Origin of the sequence: Termitidicoccus mucosus (assembly GCF_038725785.1) — a bacterium.
Taxonomy (GTDB): Bacteria; Verrucomicrobiota; Verrucomicrobiia; order Opitutales; family Opitutaceae; genus Termitidicoccus; species Termitidicoccus mucosus.
In genome coordinates this window covers 5,698,581-5,721,979 of the sequence record NZ_CP109796.1, presented here as the reverse complement: position 1 = coordinate 5,721,979, position 23,399 = coordinate 5,698,581, and the positions used below count along the sequence as shown (strand labels likewise).

The window sequence follows — 23,399 nt, the reverse complement described above, 5'->3', positions numbered from 1 at the left end:
TCATGACATCCGGACTTGCAGCGGCCGCGGGGTGGCTGCTGGCGCTCGCGGCGCAGGGTGCGGAGCGCCCCGGCGCGCTTCCCTTTCCCGACACGCCGGCGCGGGCGGTCAGCGACACGGACATGGCCCGGATTTACGAGGAAGTGAAGACGCCGTGGAAATACGGCGTGGTCCTCCGCGGCGCCGAAAACGAACTGGTTGACGGGCCGAAGGTGTTTCGCCGCGGCAGCCGCTGGTATATGATCTACGTGTCGTTCATCGACCGGACCGGCTACGAAACGCACCTCGCGCGCAGCGACGATCTTCTGCATTGGGAAAAGCTGGGCCGGATTCTCCCGTTTCGCGGCGAGGGTTGGGATGCATGGCAGGACAACGGCGCGCCGGCGCTGGTTGATCATCGCTGGGAGGGTCCGCAAGAAATCGAATCTTACGACGGCAAATACTGGATGTCCTACGTGGGCGGCGAAAAGAAGGGTTATGAAACGGACCCGCTCTCGATCGGGCTCGCCTCCACCGACGATCCGTCCGTCGCCGCCGAATGGCGGCGCTTTCCCGGAAACCCGGTCCTCTCCGGCGCGCAGCGCGATGCCCGCCCCTTCGAAAGCACCACGCTCTACACCAGCACGATCATCCGGGTCGACCCGGCGCTGCTCGGCTGGCCTTTTGTCATCTTCTACAACGGCAAAAGTCCGCCCGACGGCCGCGAGGCCATCGGCATGGCGGTGTCACGCGACCTGCGCGAATGGCGCCGCCTGGGCGACGGGCCCGTGATCGACAACCACGGCGAGTCGCGCTGGGCCATCAGCGGCAATCCGCAAATCGTCAGGATCGGCGGCCTCTGGGTGATGTTTTATTTCGGGGCCTTCTGGAAGCCCGGCGCCTTCGACACCTTTGCCTGCTCCCGCGATTTGGTGCGCTGGACCAAGTGGGACGGCCCGCATCTGGTGGAGCCCGGCGCGCCCTTCGACGAAAAATTCGCGCACAAGCCCTGGGTGTTGAAGCACGACGGCGTGGTTTATCATTTCTACTGCGCGGTCGGGCGCCAGGGCCGCGTCATCGCGCTTGCCACCTCGAAGGATCTCCGCCGGCCCGCGCCCTAGGAACAAAGGTCACATGGAACGCCTCACCGCACACTATCTCGTCGAAACCCCGCTGCCGCCCGAAGAGGCCGCCGCCACGATCGCCGGCGAGCAATCCTCCGGCACCTTCGTCGCCGTGCCCGGCGAGACGGCCGGCCTGAAGGCCCGCTTCGCCGCCCGCGTCGAAAGCATCGCCCCGCTCGAAACCGTATCCGTTCCTTCGATACCGACGGGCCGCGCGCACGCCTCCGCCCACCGCCGCGCGCGCGTGGCGGTTTCCTGGCCGCTGGAAAACTTCGGCTTCAATCTGCCTGCGCTCGTTTCGACCCTCCAGGGCAACCTCTACGAACTCGCGCAATGCTCCGGCCTGAAACTGCTCGACATCGACGTGCCCGCGTCGTTTGCCGCCCATTTTCGCGGACCGCGCTTCGGGATCGACGGCAGCCGCGCGCTCGCCGGTGTCGCGGACCGCCCGCTTATCGGCACCATCATCAAGCCCAGCATCGGCCTTTCGCCCGCGCAGACCGCCGGCATGGTGGCCGGGCTCGCCGGCGCCGGCATCGACTTCATCAAGGACGACGAGCTCATGGCCGATCCGCCGCACTCGCCGTTCGACGAGCGCGTGGACGCCGTCATGCGCGTCATCAACGCCCACGCCGACCGCGCGGGCCGCAAGCCGATGTATGCCTTCAACATCAGCGACGAGTTCGACGCGATGCGCCGCCACTATGACAAGATTGTCTCCGCCGGCGGCGCCTGCGCGATGATCAGCCTCAACAGCGTCGGGCTCGCCGCCGCGAAGAAAGTCTGCGATCTCGGCGCGCTCGCCATTCACGGGCACCGCAACGGCTGGGGCATGCTCAACCGCCACCCGCTGCTCGGCATCGAGTTTCCCGCCTACCAGAAACTCTGGCGGCTCGCCGGCGTGGACCAGCTTCACGTCAACGGCATCGCCAACAAATTCTGGGAGCCCGACGATTCCGTCGTGCGCTCCATCGCATCGTGCCTCGCGCCCCTGCACAACCTCCCGCGCGTGCTCCCCGTTGTTTCCTCGGGCCAATGGGGCGGGCAGGCCCCGGAGACGTGGCGGCGCACGCGCACCGTCGATCTGCTCTATCTGGCCGGCGGCGGCATCCAGGCGCATCCCGACGGCCCGGCGGCGGGCGTGCGCTCCCTGCAAACCTGGTGGCGCGCCGCCGCCGAAGGACTCACCTTCGCGCAGGCCGTCGCACACTACCCCGAGCTCGCCAAATCGGTTGAAAAATTTGGCCAAAAAAAATGACTGCCGCGCCCGAACTGCTGCTTGCCTATTACGGCGACGATTTCACCGGCTCGACCGACGCGCTCGAATTCCTCTCCCGCGCCGGCGCGCGCACGGCCTTGTTCATCGAGCCCCCGTCCGCGCAACAGCTCGCGCGCTATCCCGGCCTGCGGGCGGTCGGCGTCGCCGGGCTCACGCGTTCCATGCCGCCGGCGGAAATGGAAACGGAACTGCGCCCCGCCCTCGCCGCGCTCCGCGCGCTGGGCGCGCCGCACGTGCACTACAAGGTGTGCTCGACCTTCGATTCGTCGCCCGCCGTCGGCAGCATCGGACGCGCCATCGACATCGGCGCGGAGACGTTTCGCGCGCGCTTCGTGCCGCTGCTCGTCGGCGCGCCCGCCCTCGGGCGCTGGTGCGTGTTCGGAAATCTTTTCGCGCGCATGGGCATCGGCAGCGGCGGCGCGATTCACCGGCTCGACCGGCATCCCTCGATGAGCCGCCACCCGGTCACGCCGGCGGACGAAAGCGACCTTCGCATCCATCTTTCCCGCCAGACAGGAAAGCGCATCGCGCTCTTCGACATTTTGCACGTCGCGCTGCCCGGCCACGAAGCCCGCGCCGCGCTCGACGCGCTGCTGGCCGGCGCGCCCGGGATCGTCTTGTTCGATGTGCTTGAGACGGGCCAGCTCGCGCGCATCGGCGCGTTGATCGACGCCTTCGCCAGCGCCGGGCATCCGCTTTTCTCCGTCGGCTCGTCCGCCATCGAAATGGCGCTTGGCGCGCACTGGACGGAGCAGGGAAAACTGGGCCCGCCGCCATCATGGCCCGACCCCGGCCCGGCCGGCCCGTTGCTGGTGATGTCCGGCAGCTGCTCGCCCGTCACGGGCGGGCAGGTCGCGTGGGCGCTCGCAAACGGCTTCGCGGACGTGCCGCTCGACGCCGCCGCGCTCGCGTGCGGCGGCGGCTGCGAACACGCCCTCCGCGCCGCCATCCGCCATCTCCAGGCCGGGCGCCATGTCGTGGCGCACACCTGCCCGCGCGAAGGCGACGCGCCGCTCGCGCCCGCGGGCTCGGCGGCGGTCGGAACCGCGCTTGGGAACATCGCCCGCGCCGCCATCGCCGCGAGCGGGGCGCGCCGCCTCGTCGTCGCCGGCGGCGACACCTCCAGCCACGCCGCCCGCGCCCTCGGCATCGAAGCCGTGGAGATGATCGCGCCGCTCGCGCCCGGCGCGCCGTTGTGCCGCGCCCGCGCGCCCGGCTCGCCGCTCGACGGCGCCGAGGTGAACTTCAAGGGCGGCCAGGTCGGCGCGGCGGACTATTTCGGCGCGGCGGTGCGCGGACGCATGAATTAAGAATCAAAGGCAGTTTTTAACCGCGAAGGACGCAAAGAATGCGAAGAAAAATACTCAATTTCACCGTAGATGGGCACAACTAAACGCAGATACAAACACGACCAATCCGTAGGGCCTGACCTTATGTCAGGCCGGGATGGTGCGCGGGGGCCGCGCGCGGCGGCGAACCGCCGTCCGCCAATCGCGGTGCGACGCAAGGTCGCGCCCCACAGGCCTTTTTTAATCTGCGTCCATCCGCGCTCATCTGCGGTTAAAAAAACTTCCTCCCCTTCTTCGCACCCTTCGCGTTCTTCGCGGTTAAAAAACGAAATTTCCCATGAAGACAAAGACCCTCGCCCTCATCCACACCTCCGCGACGCTGGTCCCGGTGTTCGCGCAACTCTGCCGTGAAAAGCTGCCGCGCGTGGCCACGTTCAACATCGTCGACGACAGTCTCGTGCGCGCCATCGGCGAACGCGGCGCGCTCACTCCCGACATCGCGCGCCGCGTCGCGGCGTATGTTTCCTCGGCCGAGGCCGGCGGCGCCGACCATATCCTCGTGACCTGCTCCTCCATCGGCCCCGCGGTCGAGGCCTCCGCGCCCTTCTCCGCCGTGCCGGTGCTGCGGGTCGACCAGCCGATGGCTGACGAGGCCGTGCGGCGCGGAAAAAGAATCGGCGTCATCGCCACCCTGCGGACCACGCTGGAGCCGACCGCCGACCTCGTGCGCCGCCGCGCCGCGCTGGCGGGCCGGGACATCGCGCTCACCGCGCGCCTGTGCGAGGGCGCGTTCGAGGCGCTGATGTCGGGTGACGCCGGAAAACACGACGCGCTCGTCGCCGCCGCCTTGCGCGAGTTGTCGGCGCGGGTCGATGTGATCCTGCTGGCGCAGGCCTCGATGGCCCGGGTCGTGGACACGCTGCCGGAATCGGAGCGCCGCGTGCCCATCCTCGCCAGTCCGCCCCTGGCCATCGACCACCTTGCCCGTGTGCTCTGACCCCGCGACGCATCCCAACCTGTGTTCCCCATGCTCGTCTTTAGAAAATGCTGCCTCGGCCTCGCCGCGCTCGCGCTCGTCGGGTTGCTGGCCGGGCTGGTCTCGGGCGATGCGGCGCTCTGGCGCCCGTCCGCCGTGCTGCTTGCCCTGACGCTCGCGATCGGAATCGGCGCGCTCGAAGCGCTCAAAAGTTACCAATACACCGTGTGGATATTCGCCGCCGTCGTCGCGGCGATGCTATACCCGGCGAGGTTTCTGCATCTGGGCGGTTTCGACTTGCGCAACAAATGGCTCGTCCTGCTCGTGGTGCAGATGGTGATGTTCGGCATGGGCACGCAGATGAGCCTGCGCGATTTCCGGGGCGTCGTGCAATCGCCGCGCGGCGTGATCGTCGCGGTGATCTGTCATTTCACCATCATGCCGCTGGTCGGCTTCGGCCTCACCAGGCTGTTCACATTTCCCCCTGAAATCGCGGCGGGCATCATCCTCATAGGTTCGTGTTCCGCCGGCCTCGCCTCGAATGTCATGGCCTTCATCGCCCGGGCCAACCTCGCGCTCTCCGTCACCGCCACGGCGGTGTCGACCCTGGTGTCGCCGCTCATGACCCCGCTCATGATGAAGCTGCTCGCGGGCACGCTGGTCGAGGTGCGTTTCGCGGACATGATGATGGAGATCGTGAAAATCGTCATCGTGCCCATCGGCGCGGCGTTGCTGCACGATTACCTGAAAAACGCCGCGCCGCGCGGGCGGCGCATCGTGCTGGCCGCGGCCGGCGCGGGCGCGGCGTGGATGGTGTTTCTCGCCGCGGGCGGCTGGGGTCTGCTCGCGCGGATCCTGCCCGCCGCCATGCTGCCGCCGCTGGCGACGTTGGGATTTTTTCTCGGGGCGGTGATCGCCGGCGTATTATATAATGCGGCGGCGGCCATCCTGCCGCGGCTCGATGCGTGGATGCCGCGCCTCTCCATGGCGGGAATTGTCTATTTCACCACCGTCACCACCGCCGCCGGGCGCGACAACCTGCTGCAAGTCGGCGCGCTGCTGTTCCTCGCCTCGGTGCTGCACAACAGCGCGGGTTATTTTCTCGGCTATTGGCTGAGCCGCGGCGCCGGGCTCGACCAAGGTTCCGCGCGGGCGGTCGCCTTTGAGGTGGGCCTGCAAAACGGCGGCATGGCGTCCGGCCTCGCCGGCGCGATGGGCAAGCTTTCCACGGTCGGGCTCGCCGCGGCCATCTTCAGCCCGTGGATGAACATCTCCGGCTCCATTCTCGCCAACTTCTGGCGGCGCAGGCCGCCGCCCTCTCAACCATGAATAAAAAACACCTGCTTGTCCCGATACTCCTCCTCGCCTGCGCCCTCCCTTTGGCCGCCCAGAGGAAACCCGATCCCATCGAGATCCCGTGGGAAAACGGACGGCTCCGCGTGAGCGACAACCATCGTTATCTCCAGCACGAGAACGGAAAGCCGTTCTTCTGGCTGGGAGAAACCGCGTGGCTGCTGCCGTCGCGCTCCAGCCGGGACGAGGTCAATTTTTTTATGACCAAGACGCGCCGCAACGGGTTCAATGTCGTGCAAATCTCCATCCTGCACACCATCCCGGCCATGAACGCGTATGGCCATTGGGCGCTTCCGCAGGGTTTTGATTTTTCCTCGATCGACCGGTCCGGCGAATATAATTACTGGCAGCACGTCGATCATGTCGTCGACTCGGCGAAGCGAAACGGCATCTACGTCGCGATTGTGTGCGTCTGGGGCGGTCCCGTGAAGGCCGGCGGCATGACTGCTGACGACGCGAAACGCTACGGCGCCTTCCTCGCCAACCGCTATAAAGATCAGCCCAATATCATCTGGGTAAACGGCGGCGATGTCCGCGGCGACGTGAAACCCGAGGTATGGCGGGCGCTGGCGGGCGCGATTCGCGAGGTGGATGAGAATCATTTGATGACATTTCATCCGCTCGGCCGGACCCTGTCGGCCACTTGGTTTAATCATGAACCGTGGCTGGATTTTAATATGTTTCAATCCGGGCACCGCCGCTACGGGCAGCGTTTCGGCGACGGGGAATATCCCATCGAGGAACACACCGAGGAGGACAACTGGCGTTTTGTCGAGCGCAGCCTGGCGAGCCCGCCGATGAAGCCCGTGCTCGACGGCGAGCCTTCCTACGAGGACATACCGCAGGGCCTGCACGATCCGGAGGAACGCTTCTGGCAGGCCGAGGATGTGCGGCGCTACGCCTATTGGTCGGTTTTTGCCGGCGCGCTCGGGCACACCTACGGGCACAACTCCACCATGCAGATGCTGCGCCCCGGCGTGTCGCCCGCCTTTGGCGCGAAAAAGCCCTGGTGGGAGGCGCTCGACGATCCCGGCTGCCGCCAGATGCGGCACCTGAAAAAACTCATGCTCGCCTTCCCGTCTTTCGAACGGATTCCCGCCCAGGATGTAATCGCGGAGGAAAACGGAAAACAATACGAGCGTGTCATCGCGACACGCGGGAAGGATTATATTCTGGCCTATAATTATACCAATCGCCTCGTCAAAATCGATCTGACCAAAATCGTCGGCGAGAAAAAGAAAGCCTGGTGGCTCAGTCCGGTGGACGGCGCGGTGGAATATATCGGAGAGTTTGACAACGGCACGCATGCCTTCATCCACGACAGCGGCTATCGCCCCGGCAACGACCGGGTGCTGATCGTCACCGACGCAAAGGCGGATTATGTGCGGAACAATCTCGAATGACGTCCGATGACGCCGCTCATGACATCATCATTCCGCCGTCTATGTTGATGGTCTGGCCGGTCAGGTAGGCGGCATCGTCCGAGGCGAGGAACGCCACCAGGCCGCTCACGTCCGCGGGGCTGCCGGCGCGGCCCAGCGGGATGCCCTTGACCCATTCCGCCATCAGCTCGCCCGGGCCGTATTTTTTCTCCGGCGTGCCGAGCATGGCGCCCCAAATGCGGTCATTATAATCCCACATCTCGCTTTTTATAATTCCGGGACAAAACGCATTCACCGTGATGCGATGCGGGGCCAGCTCCAGGGCGAGGCTCTGGGTGACGCCAATCACGCCCATCTTGCTGGCGGCGTAATGCGGCGTGTAAATGAAGCCCTTCCTCCCCTGCCCCGACGAAGTGTTGATCAGGCGCCCGCCGCCGCCCTGGCGCACCATGTGCCTCGCCGCCTCCCGGCAGCACAGCCAGACCGCGGTGGTGTTCACCGCCAGCACCCGATCGAAGTCCGCCTTCGGCATCCGGTCGAAGGTGTCGATCGTGATAATGCCGGCGTTCTGGACCGAAACATCGATCCGCCCAAACCGCTCCGCCGCCTGGTGATAAAGCGCGGCCACCTGCTCCTCATCGGTGACGTCGATCTCCAGGGACAGAATCTCCGCACCGGACTCTTCTCCGATTGCCTGCGCCGTTTCATGGATGCGCCCGGCATTCGAAACCATCACCAGATTCGCGCCCTCGCGGGCGAAACGGCGCGCGATGCCCTCCCCGATTCCCCGGCAGGCGCCGGTGATCACCACAGTTTTCTGTTCGAAGCGTTTCATGATATACAATAAAACTTTCCGGCATCACCGGCGCGCCCTCGATTCGCCTTGGGAAAGGCCAAAATACAGTATGAACAGAAACGCGGCCAGCGGCAGGGAGAAGCCGATCGCCATGTTGTTCTCGCCCAGCCATCCCATGAGAATCGGCATGATCGCGCCGCCGGCCACGCCCATGACAATATAGGATGACGCCTTCTTGGTATGCGCGCCCAGCCCCTTCACCCCGAGGGCGAAGATGGTGGGGAACATCGTGGACATGAAAAAGAAGGAGGCATAAAGCGCGTAGAGGGACAGCCTCCCCGCCGAAAGCATCACCAGCACCATGCACAAGGCGGCGAGTCCCGCGAAACACGCCAGGAAACGCGCCGGAGGCACCCGGTTCATGACAAACCCGCTGCCGAGCCGGCCGACAAGGAAAAGGCCCATGCCGCCAAATCCCAGCAGGCGCGACGCCTGCAGGTTGCTGATTTCCGGGTCGAGCTCCGTCACATAATTGATAAAGAAACTGAACACCCCTGTCTGCGCCCCGACATATAAAAACTGGGCGATGATCGCGAGCTTCAGGTTTCGATGAGCCCATATCGGGCCTTCAGGTCCGGGCGGAGCGTTTGAGCAGGAGCCGCCTTCGCTGCCCGGGGTAAGCTCCGGCATGCGGGCAAAGACAAAAAACACCGTGACCAGCAACACGGCGCAGCCGACCGCGATATAGGGTTTGGCCAGCGCCAGGTTGTCGTTGGCATCGGCGCCGAAAATCAGCATTCCGCCAATCAACGGACCGACGATCCAGCCCATGCCGTTGAAGGCCGCCGCGATATTGATGCGCTGCGCCGCCCCGTCCTCGGAGCCAAGGCTGGTGGCGTAGGGATGCGCGCCCGTCTCGATGATGCACAGGCCGCAGGCAATGATGAACAACGCGACAAGAAACGGCAGCGGCGAATGGACAAAGGCCGCCGGGATGAAGGCGAAGGCGCCCAGCGTGAAGATCAGCAGGCCGGTCACAATCCCCTTCTTGTAGCCCAGCCTGCGCATGATGTGCCCGGCGGGAAGCGCCATGACAAAATAGGCGATGTAGGTGGAAAATTGTATAAACCCCGACTCCGCCTTGGTCATTTCAAACGCCCCCTGGAAATGCTTGTTCAGGACATCCAGCAGGCCGTGCGCGCAGCCCCATAATAGATACAGCAGCGAAACCAGAAGAAACGGAATCAAGAAGCTCTTGCCCGAAGCGGAACGAATGATGGATTTTGACATGATACGGACCCCGCTCGCCGGCGGGTTCAGGGTTTTAGGACATTATACTCATTATCGATAAAAATGAGCCTTTGATGGAGGGCCGAGCTCCTGCGAGGCCGTCACGGTTGGACACAGCGTTTTCCGGCGACGGCCTCGCAGGAGCTCGGCCCTCCATCAGCATGTGGCAAATCAAACAGGCGATGTCTCATATTATATTACTCATGAATGGTGAAACAGCTCCTCCATTTCCGCCCACCATTCGCCCTCCCCGCGGGTGGAGAGAGGCTCATGGCACGGCTTGCAAACGGCCCACCAGCGGCGCGTTTCGGGATCGGCGGCCATCCTCGCCATGTCCGCCTCATAATTGTCGCCGACATATTCGAAATAACTGAAGAGCCAGCCATCCTTGTGATAGATGCTGTAATTCCGGATATTGCAGGCGGAAATCATCCGAAGCACGCCGGGCCAGGCGGCGGCGTGGAGTTTTTTATATTCCTCCAGCTTTCCGGGCGCGATCCTTATGACGCTTCCGTATCGTTTCATGGCACAGGCTGGCCGGCGGCATCGAACAGGGCCTCGATGTTCGCCGGGTTTATGTCGGCGAGAATGGCCTCGTGGCTCGGCGAAATGATGAGGCCGGTGGGGAAGATCGACCTAAGCTCGGCGACCTTGGCCCGCACTTCGTCCGGCGTTCCGCGCACTAGCAGGTTTTGCGCGTCCACGCCTCCGCAAAACGACACCCGCCCGCCAAATTTCGCCTTCAGCCCCGCGGGTTCCATTCCGGTGGCGAGCGCCTGGATGGGGTGGACGATGTCCACGCCCAAGTCTATAAGGTCGGGGATGATTTCGCTGATCGCCCCGCAGGAATGATACACCACCTTGAGGCCGTAGCCCCTGGCCTGATCGACAAGTCTGCGGACACCCTCAAATACAAACTCCCGCAACAGCGCGGGTGAGAGCATGAGGCAGGTCTGGCTGCCGAAATCATTGCCCATGAGCACGGCGTGCAGCCTCCCCTTGGCGGCCTCGAAGAAGATCGCGTTGGCCTTGAGGTAAAACGCGAGGATGCGGTCGATCACCGCGCGAAACATGTCCGGCTCGGTCATCATTTTGACCAGGGCGGTCTCCATGCCGAACGCGGCGCAGGCATCCTGAAAATGCGCCGCCCACACCACCCCCATCACGGCGTAACCGGCGGGCACCGCCTCCACCGCCGCCTGGCAGCGCGCGGGATCGATATATTTTTCCGGGTCGGGCCAGTCGAATTTATCAACGTCCGCCGGGTCGGAGTAGTCTTCGAAAAATCCCGGCGAGGTCAGCGTGCGTTCGCCGGGGTCGTGTTTGTTCTTGGCAAAATCGAAGGCGGCGTAAATGGCGTCGCTGGTCGGCGAATGATAGGGCACCTCCACCGGATAGACATCGTCATTCAGGCGGGCCTTCAGGGCGGGCATGTCGGAAACGCCGAAGTGCGCGAAAAGTTTCGGAATGGCCGAGCGGTCGGGAATGCCGAGCCAGGAGGCGGGCCGGTCCACGGGACGACGCCCGGTGGTGGCGAGGAAGCGTTCGATGTGGTTCATGGGGTTTGGCGGATGTGGTTCAAAATCACGGCAATTTTTGCAACACCGCCACGCCGCGCGGTGAAAGCGTGAGGCGGCCGGTCTCGCCGCCGTCGAGGATGTCTCGCATGTTTCCGGGCAGCCCGATCTCGACCGGGCGCGGCGTGTGGTTGATGACGATATACAATTCGCGCCCCTCGCCCACCCGGCGGCAGACCTCGATCCCTTCCGGCACCGGCAGCGGTGGCCTGGCCGGGATGCCGGCGTCCGCCAGCATCGCGAGCGCGGCACGGTGCATCAGCGGTTTTTCCAGCACCGCGCCGAGGTGGGTCAGTGTGCCCCGTCCGACCTTGCGCGACACGGCGGCGGGCTGGTCGTCGAGGAAGCCGTTGGCGGCGCCGTAGCGCATGAGCACCTGCGTGCCGGGCGCGAGCTGCGAGAAAAATTCGGCCCAGATATCGGCCGTGCCGCCGCCCCACTCGCCATCGAGCGGAATGGGGTCGGGCAGCGCATAGAATTGCTCCACCCGCGCGCCGAGCACGGGCGCCAGCGGCCCTGGCTGGCGCTCGGTGTTGAGCGCGTTGAACTCGTTTTTCATGCCGGAGCGCGGCCCGAGCACCAGGTGCCCGCCGCGCTCCACGTAGGCGGCGAGATGGCGCGCGAGGCCGGCGGAAATGACGTTGAGGCTCGGGGCGAGCACGAGCTTGTAGCGGTCGAGCTCCGACGCGGGATCGACGATGTCCACCGATTGCGTGATGTCGCGGAAGACCCGATAGTAGTCGATGAGGATGTCGAGTTGTTCGTAGCGTTGGGAAAAGCGGTTGAAATCGATGGCCCAGCGGCTGTCGTAATCGTGGAGCAGCGCGACCTCGGAGCGCGGCGCGGTGTTTTTGAGCAGCGGCGCGGCCTTGGCAAAATCCTCGCCGATCTTCCGCGCCTCCTCGTAGAACGGCACGGGGCCGCCGTCGGGGCCGACGAGCACGCCGTGATATTGCTCCTGGCCGTTGAGCGCGCTGCGCCATTGCCAGAATGCGATGCCGTCGGCGCCGTGCCCGACCGCCGCCCAGACCAGCGCGCGGGTCTCGCCCTTGTCGAGCGAGTTGCTGACCTGCGCCCAATCCACAAAACCGGGCTGCATTTCCATGACCCAGAAGTTCATGTTCTTCCAGCCGCGCACGAGGTCATGGGTGGCGCCGTTGCGATACGGCTCGATGTGGCCGGAGCCGACATAGTTGTCCCACGTGATCAGGTCGAGGTCGGAGGCGATGACCTGCCGGTTGAACCGGTTGGCCCAGCCGAGGCCGCCGAGGTTGGTGGTGATGAACTGGCGCGCGCCCGCATGGCCGCGGATGACATCGCGCTGCTCGCGCTGGAGGCTGCGCCACTGGTCGGTGACGAAGCGCTTGTAGTCGAGCATCAGGCCGGGATTGTTGCGGCCGGTGTTCATGGGGATCTGGCTCCACGAGTTATAGGCCTGGCTCCAGTAGGCGGTGACCCAATGCCGGTTCAGCAGGTCGATGCTCTTGTATTTCTCCCTCAGCCAATCGTGAAACGCGCGGCGCGACTCGTCGTCGAAGGAGTCCTCGGTGTATTCGTTGCCGATCTGCCAGCCGATCACGTGCGGATTGCGGCCGAAACGTTCCGCCATCCGCCCGACGATGGCGCGGCAATGCTCGCGGTATTTCCGGCTCGAATAATTGAACTGGCGGCGGTCCCCGTGCTGGAGCTGGCGGCCGTCCGGCGCGACGCGGAGGGTCTCGGGATATTTGCTCGTCAACCAGGCGGGCGGCGCGTCGGTCGGCGTGCCGAGCACGACGACCATGCCGTGCCTCGCCGCGGCGGCGACCGCCTTTTCGAGCCAGTCGAAGGTGTAGCGGCCTTCCTCCGGCTCCATGCTGCTCCAGGCAAACTCGCCGATGCGCACCATGTTGAATCCGGCCGCCTTCATCAGCGCCAGGTCCTTTTCCCAATCGGCTTCCGTCCATTGCTCGGGATACCAGGCGGAGCCGAGCACGAGCGGCGGAGTCTCCGCCGCCCGGATGACGGAAGCGGAGAACAACAAGGAAGAAAACAGCGCGAGGGCGAGGCGGATGGTTTTGGTCATGGCGAGGCGGAGATTATTTCCTGGGAGGTTCTAAAAATTGTTTTTCATCACAGAGCACACAGAGCGCGGACACAGAGGGCACGGAGGTCCGCCTGATTGATCGCCGCGTTTTGCGAAAAAAGCGGGTTTAATTTATTTGTTTTCAATGAGTTTATTTTTATCGAAGGCCTTTCATCATTCTTTTTGCCCTCCGTGGTCTCTGTGTCGGCGCTCTGTGTGCTCTGTGATCCATGTTTTTTAGAAATTCCCTCCTGTCATTTCCTGGCGGGGGGCTCGACGCAAAGCGCGACCGGTCCGAGCAGGCCGGCGTCGAGCAACGGTTTGCCTTTCGTCGCGTCGGCCGCGGTCGTGCGGGCGATGCGTTCGGACTCGGGCTTGTCGCGGTCGCCAGCGAGGCGGTTGAACCACGTATTCGTAATTTCGATACGAAGTTCGTTTGCCCCGGCGCGCAGCGCGGGCGTCACCTCGACGCGATACGGCGGCGTCCACGCGATGCCGCAGGGCGCGCCGTTAACCGAGACCTCGGCCAGTTCGGCCACGCGGCCGAGATCGAGCCACACGCGGTCGCCGGTTTTTGCGGAGGCGTTCCACTCAAAGGAGGCGGCATACACGGCCGTGCCCGAGTAATGGCGGATGCCGTCGTCGGGAAACTCCGTCCACGATTGCAGCCGGTCAAAAACCCGCGGCGACCGCGGCCCGCCAAACGCCGGATCGAACGTCACCGTCCATTTCCCGGTCAACGGTTGCGCGACGACGAGTTCGCGCCAGTTGGGTGTCGCGGACTGCGCGGCCGGTTCGCCCGGCTTGCGCAGGACGACAAAAAGCGAGCCGTTGGGCGGCAGGCGCACCGGAAGCACCGTGCGTCCGTCGCGCATCGCCCACGTGCCGGCCGCGCGAGTCTCACGGCTCACCGGGTCCCACAACTCCGGCACGCGGCCGGTCGCCCGCAGGGAAAGATCGAGCACGCGCTCTGTGTTGCGCTGATTGGAGACAAAATAAAAATCCCAGCCGGCCCCCGCGCGATGCGTCCAAGCGATTCCGTCCGCCCGCGCGCCGTCCTCCGCCGTCGCGGTGAAATCGGGCGCGAGATGGAGCGCGGCAAACGAGCCCTCCGGGAACGGCCCGGTCGCGACACGCCCTTGCTTGAGCGAACGCGCGCCGGTTCCGGGCGCGGTGTTTTCGGGCCAGAGAATCCCGGCGTCACGCGCCACCTCGGCGTCGCTTCCCGGAAAACCGCCCAGGCTGGGCGACCGCGCGGGACGTTCGCCCAGAATGACGGTCACGCCCGCCTCGGCGATTTCACGCAACCGCCGCGTGATTTCCGGCGTGAGCGCGGAAGCCGCGGGCGCGAGCGGGTTGGACGCGGGCACGATCAGGATCGCATAACTCGCTCCGCCGGGGAGTTCGAGCCGTCCGTCGCGCACACGGGCGAGTCGCAGCAACGCGTCCCGGTTGATGGAGTCGTAGGCGTATCCGCGCAGGGGATCGGCCCAGTCGGACGACTCGATGATTTTTTTGGCCAGCCGCGTGTCATTGGCCGGGAAGAAACCGGGCAGCGTCGAAGCCAGCCGCCAGGGCGCGACCGCGCGGCGCGGGGCGTCGTCGCCGGTGAAGACCGCGATGTCCGCGACCGGCGCGCCTTGTTGCAACAAGGCCTGGCAGCGGCTCGCGTAGTCCACCCATGCGCGCCCGGGCCGCCACCACGTCTGGTCGCGCTGGAAATACAGTCCCACGTGCCCCATCGCCATGCCGGGCCTGCGGTCGGTCCACGGATTGTGCGTGAAGACGTGATAAACGAAACGGTTCGCCCCGAGCGCGTAGTTGAAGTCGCCCAGCGCCTTGACCGAGGCAGGCGTTTCGTCCCACGCCAGCCACAGCTCGGTGAACGCCTCGGCCTGCACGACGGGTTTCCCGTAGGCGCGCGCGCCCGAGATGGCGTCGAGCATGTCGTTGATCTTGTCGTGCGTGGGACTGCGCAGCCAGAACTCGCCCATCGGCGTGTCGAGCGCGCCAAAAATCGACATGCCGTCGCCGGCCATCACCGGCGCGGTGCACTCGCCGCTGAAAGCGCAACCATGCGCCTGCGCGAGCTCGTGCAATGGAGCGTAAAAATTATCCCGGACCAGCTCGCCGATCGTCTCGCGCACATCGCGCAGGAAACGCTCGGAAACATCCGCGCTTTCGATCGGCACGCCCGCCATGGCCGGAAGGCAGGGCAGCGGATCGTAACCCCGGCGGCGTTGAAATTCGTCGCGGAAAACCGGCGACCAGTTCTGGCTGCCGCACTCCCAACTGTCGATGTGAAACACCTTCAGCACGCGCCCCGACAGCTCCGGTCCGGCGCGGCGGATGATCTCGCCGAACCAGCGGTCAAACATGAGCCGCGCCGCGGTGGGGTTGAACTTGTCGCATTCGAGCCCGATGAGCGCGCCGGCGGGGTCGTTGCGCGCGCCCGTGGAGGTGTGCCCGATGCGCAATACCGTCCAGTTTCCGACCGGAGCATCCCACGCCAGCCGTCCGTCGGCGCCGACGCGACCGGTGAGGTCAACGCACTTCTCCAGCGGCACGCAAGCATCGGCGGGCACGAGGTTCGCCGGCGTGGGCGGCGACACGCGCCATACCTCGCCGGTTTTGCTTTCGTAATGATGCAGGCGCGACTCGGCCAGCAAATCGATGCCGGTGAGCTTGAGCATGGGTTTCCATTTGGCCGAGTCGAGATCCTCCTCGCCCGGCGTGGCCTTTTCCGGGTCGAAGACGAAACGGAAAAATTTCGCGGTCACCTCCGGGATGGCGTGCGTGACATCGGCGTCGCCATCCTGCCAGCCGTGGCGCGGCGGCTCCAGTTGCACGAGCTTGCGAAACCGGCGTCCATCGTCGCTGACCTCGACCGCGAGGTGGTTGGCGTGATAGGTGGCGGTTTGTATGCCCTTGGTCCGCGGAATGCGCACCGTGAGCGCCCGGCAGGCAAAGGGCCGCTCAAATTCATACTGAATCCAGCACGCCTCCTCGCTCGTGAAAACCGTACCGTCACCCTCCGCCAGCGTCCCCGCGTCCACTCCGGCGCGGCTGGTCGTCACGCGGGGTTTGATCGTGCGCGAGCTGATGCCGGCGCCCGGCGGCGCGGGATACGCGACCGTGATGATGTCGCGGTAGTAGTCCTGGCTCGTCTCGGGTTGAGGCAACGCCTGCTCGACACGGCGCCCGCCCTCGATCTGCGTCGCGGTCCAGACGACCTTTTGCATGGAAAGTTCGGGCGTGATCCAAGGGCCGCCCGCCGTCGCGTAGCCGTCGCTTCCGTGCATGCCGATCTTCAACCCGAGCCGGTCCGCCTCCTTGAAGGCCCATAGCACATGGTCCCACCACGCCTCGGTGAATTGCTCGGCCGGCGGATCGAACAAGGGCGGCCTGGCCGCGCCCTGGATCGGCACCAGATGCGCGCCGCCGATGCCGGCCGCCTTCATCGCCTCGAGGTCGGCGGTGATGCCCGCGCGGGACGAACTTGCCTTCATCCAATACCAAAACACCCACGGTCGCGCCGCCTCGGGTGGCTCGCGAAAAACGGCCTCCAATGTTTCACCATGTCCTTTGCCCGCGATCTCAGTTTCGCGCGGCAACGCGCGTAGCGCAGGCATCCTGCCTGCCGTCGAGGCCAAAGGCGCGAAGCGCCGCTGACTCTTTTCCGAAAAAAATGCCGCGCTGCGCGCGCCCGCAGAAGACGGCAGGCAGGATGCCTGCGCTACGCGCTGCCGCGCCTCCGCAAGCCCGCCGCCAAACGGATACGTCCCACCCGAAACGCCCGCGCGCAGCATGGAGGAAGCCACTCCGCATCCGAACGCGATGAAAAAAAACGCAAGAGCGCGGACGAGAAACGCATGGCTGGTTGGTGTCGGCATGGCGGTTAGCGGGATGATTCCATATAAAGGGTGAACTCCGCCGGAGGCAGGCCCGGCGCGGAGGCGGTGAGTTTGACTGTTCCGGCTTTATCGCCGGCCCGGACGATCACCAAGGCCCGGCCTTGGAAAACACGACGTGGATTCGCGCGATAGGAATCGCGATCGGTGAGGTCCGCGCTGCCGATGCCGGCAAGGGCGGCGGGGCCGTCGAGCGTGTAGCGGACGGAATGATCCGCGGAAGGCACCACCACGCCGTTGGCGTCGAGCACCTCGACCACCACAAAGGAAAGATCCTGCCCGTCGGCCGAGATCCGCCCGCGGTCCGGCGTCAACCGCAGACGCGCCGGCGCGCTGGCCGTGACCAGCGCGAAACGCTCCGTCTCGCGCCCGGCCCGCACTCCGGCCGCCTCCAATTTTCCTGGTGCGTAGGGCACCGAAAAGACCGCCTTGAACTCCTCCGCGCGCGTGGTCGGTTTTTCTCCCAGCAATTCGCCGTTGAGATAGAGCCGGACGGTATCATATCGTGAATACACCTCGACCGCGAGCGGCTCCCCTTCGTGTCCGGACCAGGTCCAGTGCGCCTGCACGGGCTCCGGCGCCCACGGCGACACGCCCCATTCGCCGCCGGGCGCGGGTGCGGCCACGGCGACGTGGAGTTTTTCGCCCCGGTCCCAGACGATGTTGCGATAATGGGAGCCCGGCTTGCGCAAGCCCGTGAGATCAATGTCTCCGCAGGCTGCGCCGTGCCACGGCCACTGGCCGCCCTCCCAGTGCTTGACGATGGGTTCGCCGGGCGGAAACACGCGCCCGATGCCGGCCTCGCCCAGATAATCAATCGCGCTCCAGACAAAGTCGCCAATCACATATGCATGGTTGTGCGCGGCGGCCCAGTTTGCGAAGGTTTCGGACAAATAGGACTCCGCCGCGACGATGACACGCCGGGGCAGTCGCTCGTGGTCGGCGGCGTGGCGGCCGAGTTCGTAGTTGTAACCCGCGACATCAAACGCGGCAAAAAGCGGATCGAGTCGGGACCACTCGCCGCCTTTGCCCATGCCATTGACGCCGGCGGTGACCGGACGCGTCGTATCAATTTTACGGATACGACGCGTGAGCGCGTGCGCGATGCGGAGGCCGTCGGCGTTGCCGCGCTCAAACATCTCGTTGCCGACACTCCACAGCACGACGCTGGGATGATTGCGGTCGCGCAAGACCATCGCGTCGAGATCGCGCCGCCACCACTCGTCAAACCACACGCCGTAGTCGTGCGGGTTCTTTCCGGATTTCCAGCCGTCGAACGCCTCGTCCATGACCAGCAGGCCCAGGCGGTCGCATGCGTCGAGAAACGCCGGCGAAGGCGGATTGTGCGAGGTCCGCGCGGCGTTGAAGCCGGCGGCCTTGAGCAATTCCACCTTGCGCTCCTCCGCGCGCGCAAACGCCGCCGCGCCGAGCGGGCCGTGATCGTGGTGGACGTTTCCGCCGGCGAGTTTCAGCGGGCGTCCGTTAAGCTCAAAACCCCGCTCCGCCGACACCCGCACCGTGCGCACGCCGAAGGGCGTGACCACCTCGTCCACCACGCTCCCGCCCGAACGCACGCGCGTGACCGCGCGGTAAAGCACCGGCGTCTCCGGCGACCACGGCTGTGGATTTGCCAGGGTGGCTGTCGCCGCGGCCGTGAAATCCGCGCCGGGCGCGGCACGTCCCTCCGCGCCCACCCTGGCGACCTCGCGCCCGGCTGGATCCGTGATGATCGTTTCCAAGGACAGGCCGGCGGCCGATTTGCCGCCATTGGCCACCGTGGTCTCCACGCGGACCGAGACCGATTCGGCATCGAGCCGGGTGGTCGCGACAAACACGCCCCACGGGGCGACGCGCACCGGGGCCGTCACATGCAGCCTCACCGGGCGGTAGATGCCCGAGCCGCTGTACCAGCGGCAATTGGGCTGCGCACTGTTGTCCGCGCGCACGAGCAACGTGTTTTTCCCGCCAATGCGCAGATGAGGCGTGAGATCCACGAAAAACGAACTGTAGCCATACGGCCGCCCCGCGATGCTGGCGCCGTTCAGCCACACCCCGGCATTCATATAAATACCTTCAAATTCGATCACTACCTGCCTGTCCCGCCAGCTTGCGGGCGCGTCAAAATCGCGCCGATACCAGCCGATCCCGGTTTGGAAAAAACCGCCGTCCCCAAGGGAGGGGGCATCCTTGCTGACGGGATTTTCGATGCTCCAGTCATGCGGCAGGACGACGGCGCGCCACGAGTCCGCCTCCGCGCCGGGCGCATTGCCGTCCGCTCCGGCGCCGATGGAGAAAAGCCAGCCGGAATTCCAATCCACCACCTCGCGCTGCGCCGCCAAGGCGTGATTGATGCAGCACGCAAAAAGCCCAAGCACTGCCGTTCGGAAAAATCGCATAGGAGGTTGTCGGTTGTTGAATGAGGTCTATCGGTTATGCCAATTATGGACAAAAAGGCATTATAGGTAGGGCGAAGCCTCCGGCTGAGCCGCAGCTCGGCGGGGACGTCTCGCCCGGCCTAAATATAAATTTAGGCGCTATTTTGAATGGATATTTATCACACAAAGGCACAAAGGCGCAAAGTCCCGAGCGAAGCGACAGGTCTGACAGGACATCAAAAGGGTATTCCGAGGAAATTATTAATTTAGTGAAATTCATAAAAATTCTTTCATGATTTTTCCGTCCTTTGTGCCTTTGTGTGATAAATACAATTTTTCAGGCATCGAAAAGCGAGGAACCAGATTTATGGAGCCGCCACGGTCGGACGTCACGTTCTCCGGCAACGGCCTCGCAGGAGCTCGGCCCTCCATCGAAAAAATATTTTCATGGGAAAATGATATCATGGGTATTTTCAAGCGTGGTTGCGGAGGCCTCAGAGAGGCCTCCCTGCCTTGAGTCATGCTGTGTTTGATTTTTCAAATCGCCCTTATGAAAATCGCAACCTTGGCTGCCGGTCGCGGCCAAGGTTGCTCCAATCGGACTGTCTGTTTGCGTTCTGACTACAGGCGGATGGTGAGCGAGGCGACAAACTGCACGTCATTCACCCAAGCGTTGTTTTTCAAGTGTTCGAGCCCCGTATATTTGGTGCGGATCGTATTCAGCAGGTTCGTGCCGTCAATGGACAGGCGCACGCGCTTGTTAAACGAATACGACACGGAGGCATCCAGCCAGCCGTAATCCGCCATATACTGGGGATACAGGGTGGCGGTGGGTGGTGTTGTATTAAGGTCCAGATAGGTAAATGATCCGACATAGAACTTGTCGCGCCAGTTGTAAGCCACCCTCGCGGAGAACTTCTGGTATTCATACATGAGGATGAGGTTAAAGCTGTGTTTCGACAGATTGTTCAAGGGCACCTTGTTGGGGAACTGGGCGTTGTCCACCTCACTGTCCACATAGGTATAGTTGGCCTGGGCGCCAAAACCGCTCAACCAGCCGGGCAGAAAATCAAGGAATATCTGGCCGCCGAGCTCGAAGCCCTTGACCTTGCCATCGCCCATGTTCGCCGGGCGGGAGATCATGTAGGTATGCCCGTCGTAAGTTTCCGGGGTTTTCGTGTCCGAGATATATCCCTCCACATCCTTGTAAAACAAAGCCAGATAAGCGGAGGCCGACTTGGAGAAATACTTTTCCAGTGAAAGATCATAATTCCAAGCGCGGACCGGCTTGAGGTCGGGATTGCCCGAACTGCCCGTGTTCTGGCTTTCCTCAACCATCTGCGTGAGCGAGAGCGACGGCGCCAGACTCGGGAGGGTGGGCCGGGTCAACGTCTTGGAGAGGGAGACGCGAAGGAAGAAATCGTCCTGCAAGAAGAAACGCGTGTTAAGGCTCGGCAGAAGGTCATTATAACTATTCGACACGGAGAGGGGCGTGCGGACTATGGTATTGTCAGGAAGCTTATCCTGTCTGGCGCTGTCTATATTCTCTTCCGTGCGGGCAAAGCGCAACCCCACCGCCCCGTCAAAAACTCCCCGGACTTGGAATTTGCCCATCGCATAGCCCGTCAGAGTATCTTCATCAATATTCCAACGCCCCATGATGCCATTGCTCGGCCCAGTGGGCAGCGGAGCCGTGATGCCAAAGTCCTGGCGAAATTTGACTATATTGCCCCGGATCAGGCTCTGGTTTCCATGCCAGACACCCCGTGACGCGGCGGAACCATTGTTGCCGCTGGTAAAATAATCCGGATAGGGCTGGGTGAAGAGGTGGGCATTGACGGGCGTGTAGCTGCCGTCAGTGGCGATATTCACTCCGCCGGTGTTAATCATGCCGTTTCCATTATTGGCATTGCGCATCGCATAACGCGTGCCGGCCAGCACCGAGGTGAAAAATCCCTTCGAGAGCTTGTATTCCGCATCCACCGCCAACGCCGTCATATCGCCATTATAGGGCCGGTCCACATAAGACAGGCTGGTGATTCTATAGTCACTGGCGTCCGCCAAGTCTGCGTCGGTGCTGGTGGAGGCGACTTTTCCGCGATTGTCGATGAGGAGGTCTATGCCACTGGCAAAATTATTTCCTGTATTGAGCCCCTCCTGATGCAGAACGCTGTAGGCGTCGGTGTAGCTCAAATCCGCCTTGAGAGAAAGCGCGTCCTTGTTCCACTTGGCACCGATGGCAAACAAACGGTGCTTCTCCATCGTGTCGCGGACGGTGTCATAGGTGCCCACCGAAACTTTATCCGTAAACCTGACCACTGTCGCATCCTTGGTGCCCGGATGCAGGACAAGGGAGGTTGGATCAATGCCGGAATCATTTGCCGGGGTGAAAAACACGCCATAAGTATCCTGCACCGTCTTCAACTCGGAAAAGGTGCCCTCGGCGTAGATTTCCAGCCCCTTGAAAGGAACGTATTGGACAACAGCATTGACACCGCTGCGCTCGCGGCTTCCGGCGGTGACGCCTTCATAAGATCCATTGGGAACTTGCACGTCACCATAACCAGACACGTTGTATGTCTTGGGCGTACCGGGATTCATGAAATCCTCGCGCCATGAACGCTCCTGATAAGTGAAGTTGACAAGGATGCCCAGCTCACCGCGCCCGACCTTGAAGCGGTTGCTGGCCAAGGCGGAATACTGGAATTTCATTTCATCGACCAGATCACCATAAATGCCCCGGACGCTGGCCACCGCCTCCAGCCCCTTGAAGTCAAAGGGACGGCGCAGGCGGACATCAATGGTGCCGCCAAGGCCGCCTTCGATTATGTTCGCGGCGCTACTTTTATAGACATCGATGCCGGCGAGCATTTCCGCCGGCAGTTCCGACATATTGAACTGGCGGCTTCCTCCTTCGGCGCTGAAAATCTCGCGGCCGTTCAGCAGGCTCTCGGTTTGGGATATGCCGCGAATGGCGACGTTGCCGTTGCCCTCGCCACGCTCACGATCGATTTGTATGCCGGAAATGCGCGAGAGTGCGTCGGTGACGCTAAAGTCGGGGAGTTTGTTGATGTCATCCGCGACAATGGAGTCGGAAATTTCGAACCGTTCCCGTTTTCGCTCCTGGGCGGTGATCATACTTTCCCTGAGACTTGAACTTACGACCGTGAATTCCGACAGGACAATCACCTCGTCATCAGACGTGGCGGTGGGGGCGGGCACAGCCTGCCCAAAGGCAGGAGGCAGACATGAAGCCATGAGTGCGGCAAGCATGACGTGCGGGGCGCACAATTTTTTCGTTTGCATGATACGTGTTGGTTTGTTGGGGGGAGGGGCAGACCTCAATTGCGACAGGGGTGCGCAACTGACGCCTGCCTGGGGAATCAAGCACTGGGGAGCCAGCAATTGAATGGGGTTTATTTAAGCAGATGACGGCCCAAACATCTTCTTAGAAAACCGGCTTTATTTCCGGGATGCTAAGATGGCCCGGGGAGAGGCACGGCAGCGGATACATGGAGGAAATGAAATCATCAGACTTGTTCGGAAACCCTGTTTTGCCGTGACTGATGCTATGTGGAGCAGGTAGGGAGGCCTCCGCCGGGCGGAGCGGGCGGTTTGAAATTTCATGGGGAAATTGGGACGTGGTCGCGGAGGCCTCGGAGAGGCCTCCCTACCGCCTTCGGTCATTTTTCAAGGCGCCTTGAATTTTAAATCACGGCGAAATCAGGATTTTCGAACAAGTCTATTGATGTTACGCGGCTAACGACAGTCCGCCATGCCGTCGCTCTGGAAATACCCCGCTCCGGCGAGCCGCGTCTTCGCAAGGTCAGGCCCATGCGACGGTGCTAAACATGGGCGAGACGCCCATGCCACCCAACCCGACGATGATACGCATCGTCCACGGGCGAGACGCCCGTGCCACCCGATCCGACACTTCCGGTGGTTTCGTCACTTTCCGAGGTTCCTCGCTATTTTGAATGGCTGTTTTTCACGCAACGACGCG

Annotated in this window: 15 protein-coding genes; 7 read left to right on the top strand and 8 right to left on the bottom strand. The window is 63.5% G+C overall.

Features of this window, described 5'->3' with window-relative positions:
• The first annotated feature begins 2 nt into the window (after positions 1-2).
• From OH491_RS20030 to OH491_RS20005, 6 genes are all read left to right on the top strand, one after another.
• Positions 3-1,100, top strand: coding sequence for a hypothetical protein (locus OH491_RS20030; RefSeq protein WP_334319222.1), 1,098 nt, complete (start codon positions 3-5; stop codon positions 1,098-1,100).
• A 13-nt stretch (positions 1,101-1,113) separates the two neighbouring features.
• Complete coding sequence (locus OH491_RS20025; protein WP_068769925.1) at positions 1,114-2,361, top strand: ribulose-bisphosphate carboxylase large subunit family protein; 1,248 nt, start codon at positions 1,114-1,116, stop codon at positions 2,359-2,361.
• Complete coding sequence (locus OH491_RS20020) at positions 2,358-3,692, top strand: four-carbon acid sugar kinase family protein (RefSeq protein WP_068769926.1); 1,335 nt, start codon at positions 2,358-2,360, stop codon at positions 3,690-3,692. Before OH491_RS20025 ends, OH491_RS20020 begins: the two co-directional genes overlap by 4 nt.
• 316 nt (positions 3,693-4,008) lie before the next feature.
• Complete coding sequence (locus tag OH491_RS20015) at positions 4,009-4,668, top strand: aspartate/glutamate racemase family protein (RefSeq protein ID WP_068769927.1); 660 nt, start codon at positions 4,009-4,011, stop codon at positions 4,666-4,668.
• 30 nt (positions 4,669-4,698) lie between these two features.
• Positions 4,699-5,976 carry a bile acid:sodium symporter family protein gene (locus OH491_RS20010; protein ID WP_068769928.1) on the top strand — a complete coding sequence of 426 codons (1,278 nt, stop codon included), beginning with the start codon at positions 4,699-4,701 and terminating at the stop codon, positions 5,974-5,976.
• Positions 5,973-7,403: a glycoside hydrolase family 140 protein gene (locus OH491_RS20005; RefSeq protein ID WP_068769929.1), complete on the top strand. Its 1,431-nt coding sequence runs from the start codon at positions 5,973-5,975 to the stop codon at positions 7,401-7,403. Before OH491_RS20010 ends, OH491_RS20005 begins: the two co-directional genes overlap by 4 nt.
• Before the next feature lie 16 nt (positions 7,404-7,419).
• Here the strand turns inward: OH491_RS20005 and OH491_RS20000 are convergent, their stop codons facing one another.
• The 7 genes from OH491_RS20000 to OH491_RS19970 all read right to left on the bottom strand — a co-directional run bounded on the left by OH491_RS20000 (position 7,420) and on the right by OH491_RS19970 (position 19,396).
• Complete coding sequence (locus OH491_RS20000) at positions 7,420-8,217, bottom strand: SDR family oxidoreductase (protein ID WP_145928716.1); 798 nt, start codon at positions 8,215-8,217, stop codon at positions 7,420-7,422.
• A 24-nt stretch (positions 8,218-8,241) separates the two neighbouring features.
• On the bottom strand, positions 8,242-9,468 hold the full coding sequence (locus tag OH491_RS19995; RefSeq protein WP_068769930.1) for a sugar MFS transporter: 1,227 nt from the start codon (positions 9,466-9,468) through the stop codon (positions 8,242-8,244).
• A gap of 201 nt (positions 9,469-9,669) precedes the next feature.
• Positions 9,670-9,993 carry an L-rhamnose mutarotase gene (locus OH491_RS19990; protein WP_068769931.1) on the bottom strand — a complete coding sequence of 108 codons (324 nt, stop codon included), beginning with the start codon at positions 9,991-9,993 and terminating at the stop codon, positions 9,670-9,672.
• Positions 9,990-11,027 carry a uroporphyrinogen decarboxylase family protein gene (locus OH491_RS19985; protein ID WP_068769932.1) on the bottom strand — a complete coding sequence of 346 codons (1,038 nt, stop codon included), beginning with the start codon at positions 11,025-11,027 and terminating at the stop codon, positions 9,990-9,992. Before OH491_RS19985 ends, OH491_RS19990 begins: the two co-directional genes overlap by 4 nt.
• A 25-nt stretch (positions 11,028-11,052) precedes the next feature.
• The gene (locus OH491_RS19980) at positions 11,053-13,110 is read right to left on the bottom strand and encodes a beta-galactosidase (protein ID WP_068769933.1); all 2,058 of its coding nucleotides are present in this window, start codon (positions 13,108-13,110) and stop codon (positions 11,053-11,055) included.
• A 254-nt stretch (positions 13,111-13,364) separates the two neighbouring features.
• Positions 13,365-17,003, bottom strand: coding sequence for a glycosyl hydrolase (locus tag OH491_RS19975; protein ID WP_145928717.1), 3,639 nt, complete (start codon positions 17,001-17,003; stop codon positions 13,365-13,367).
• Positions 17,004-17,008: 5 nt separating this feature from the next.
• Positions 17,009-19,396: a glycoside hydrolase family 2 TIM barrel-domain containing protein gene (locus OH491_RS19970; RefSeq protein WP_068769934.1), complete on the bottom strand. Its 2,388-nt coding sequence runs from the start codon at positions 19,394-19,396 to the stop codon at positions 17,009-17,011.
• A gap of 292 nt (positions 19,397-19,688) precedes the next feature.
• Between OH491_RS19970 and OH491_RS19965 the strand changes: the two genes are divergently transcribed.
• Entirely contained in the window at positions 19,689-19,913 is a 225-nt protein-coding gene (locus OH491_RS19965; protein WP_145928718.1) for a hypothetical protein, read from the top strand.
• A gap of 104 nt (positions 19,914-20,017) precedes the next feature.
• Here the strand turns inward: OH491_RS19965 and OH491_RS19960 are convergent, their stop codons facing one another.
• Complete coding sequence (locus OH491_RS19960; RefSeq protein WP_334319223.1) at positions 20,018-22,783, bottom strand: TonB-dependent receptor; 2,766 nt, start codon at positions 22,781-22,783, stop codon at positions 20,018-20,020.
• Positions 22,784-23,399 lie beyond the last annotated feature (616 nt).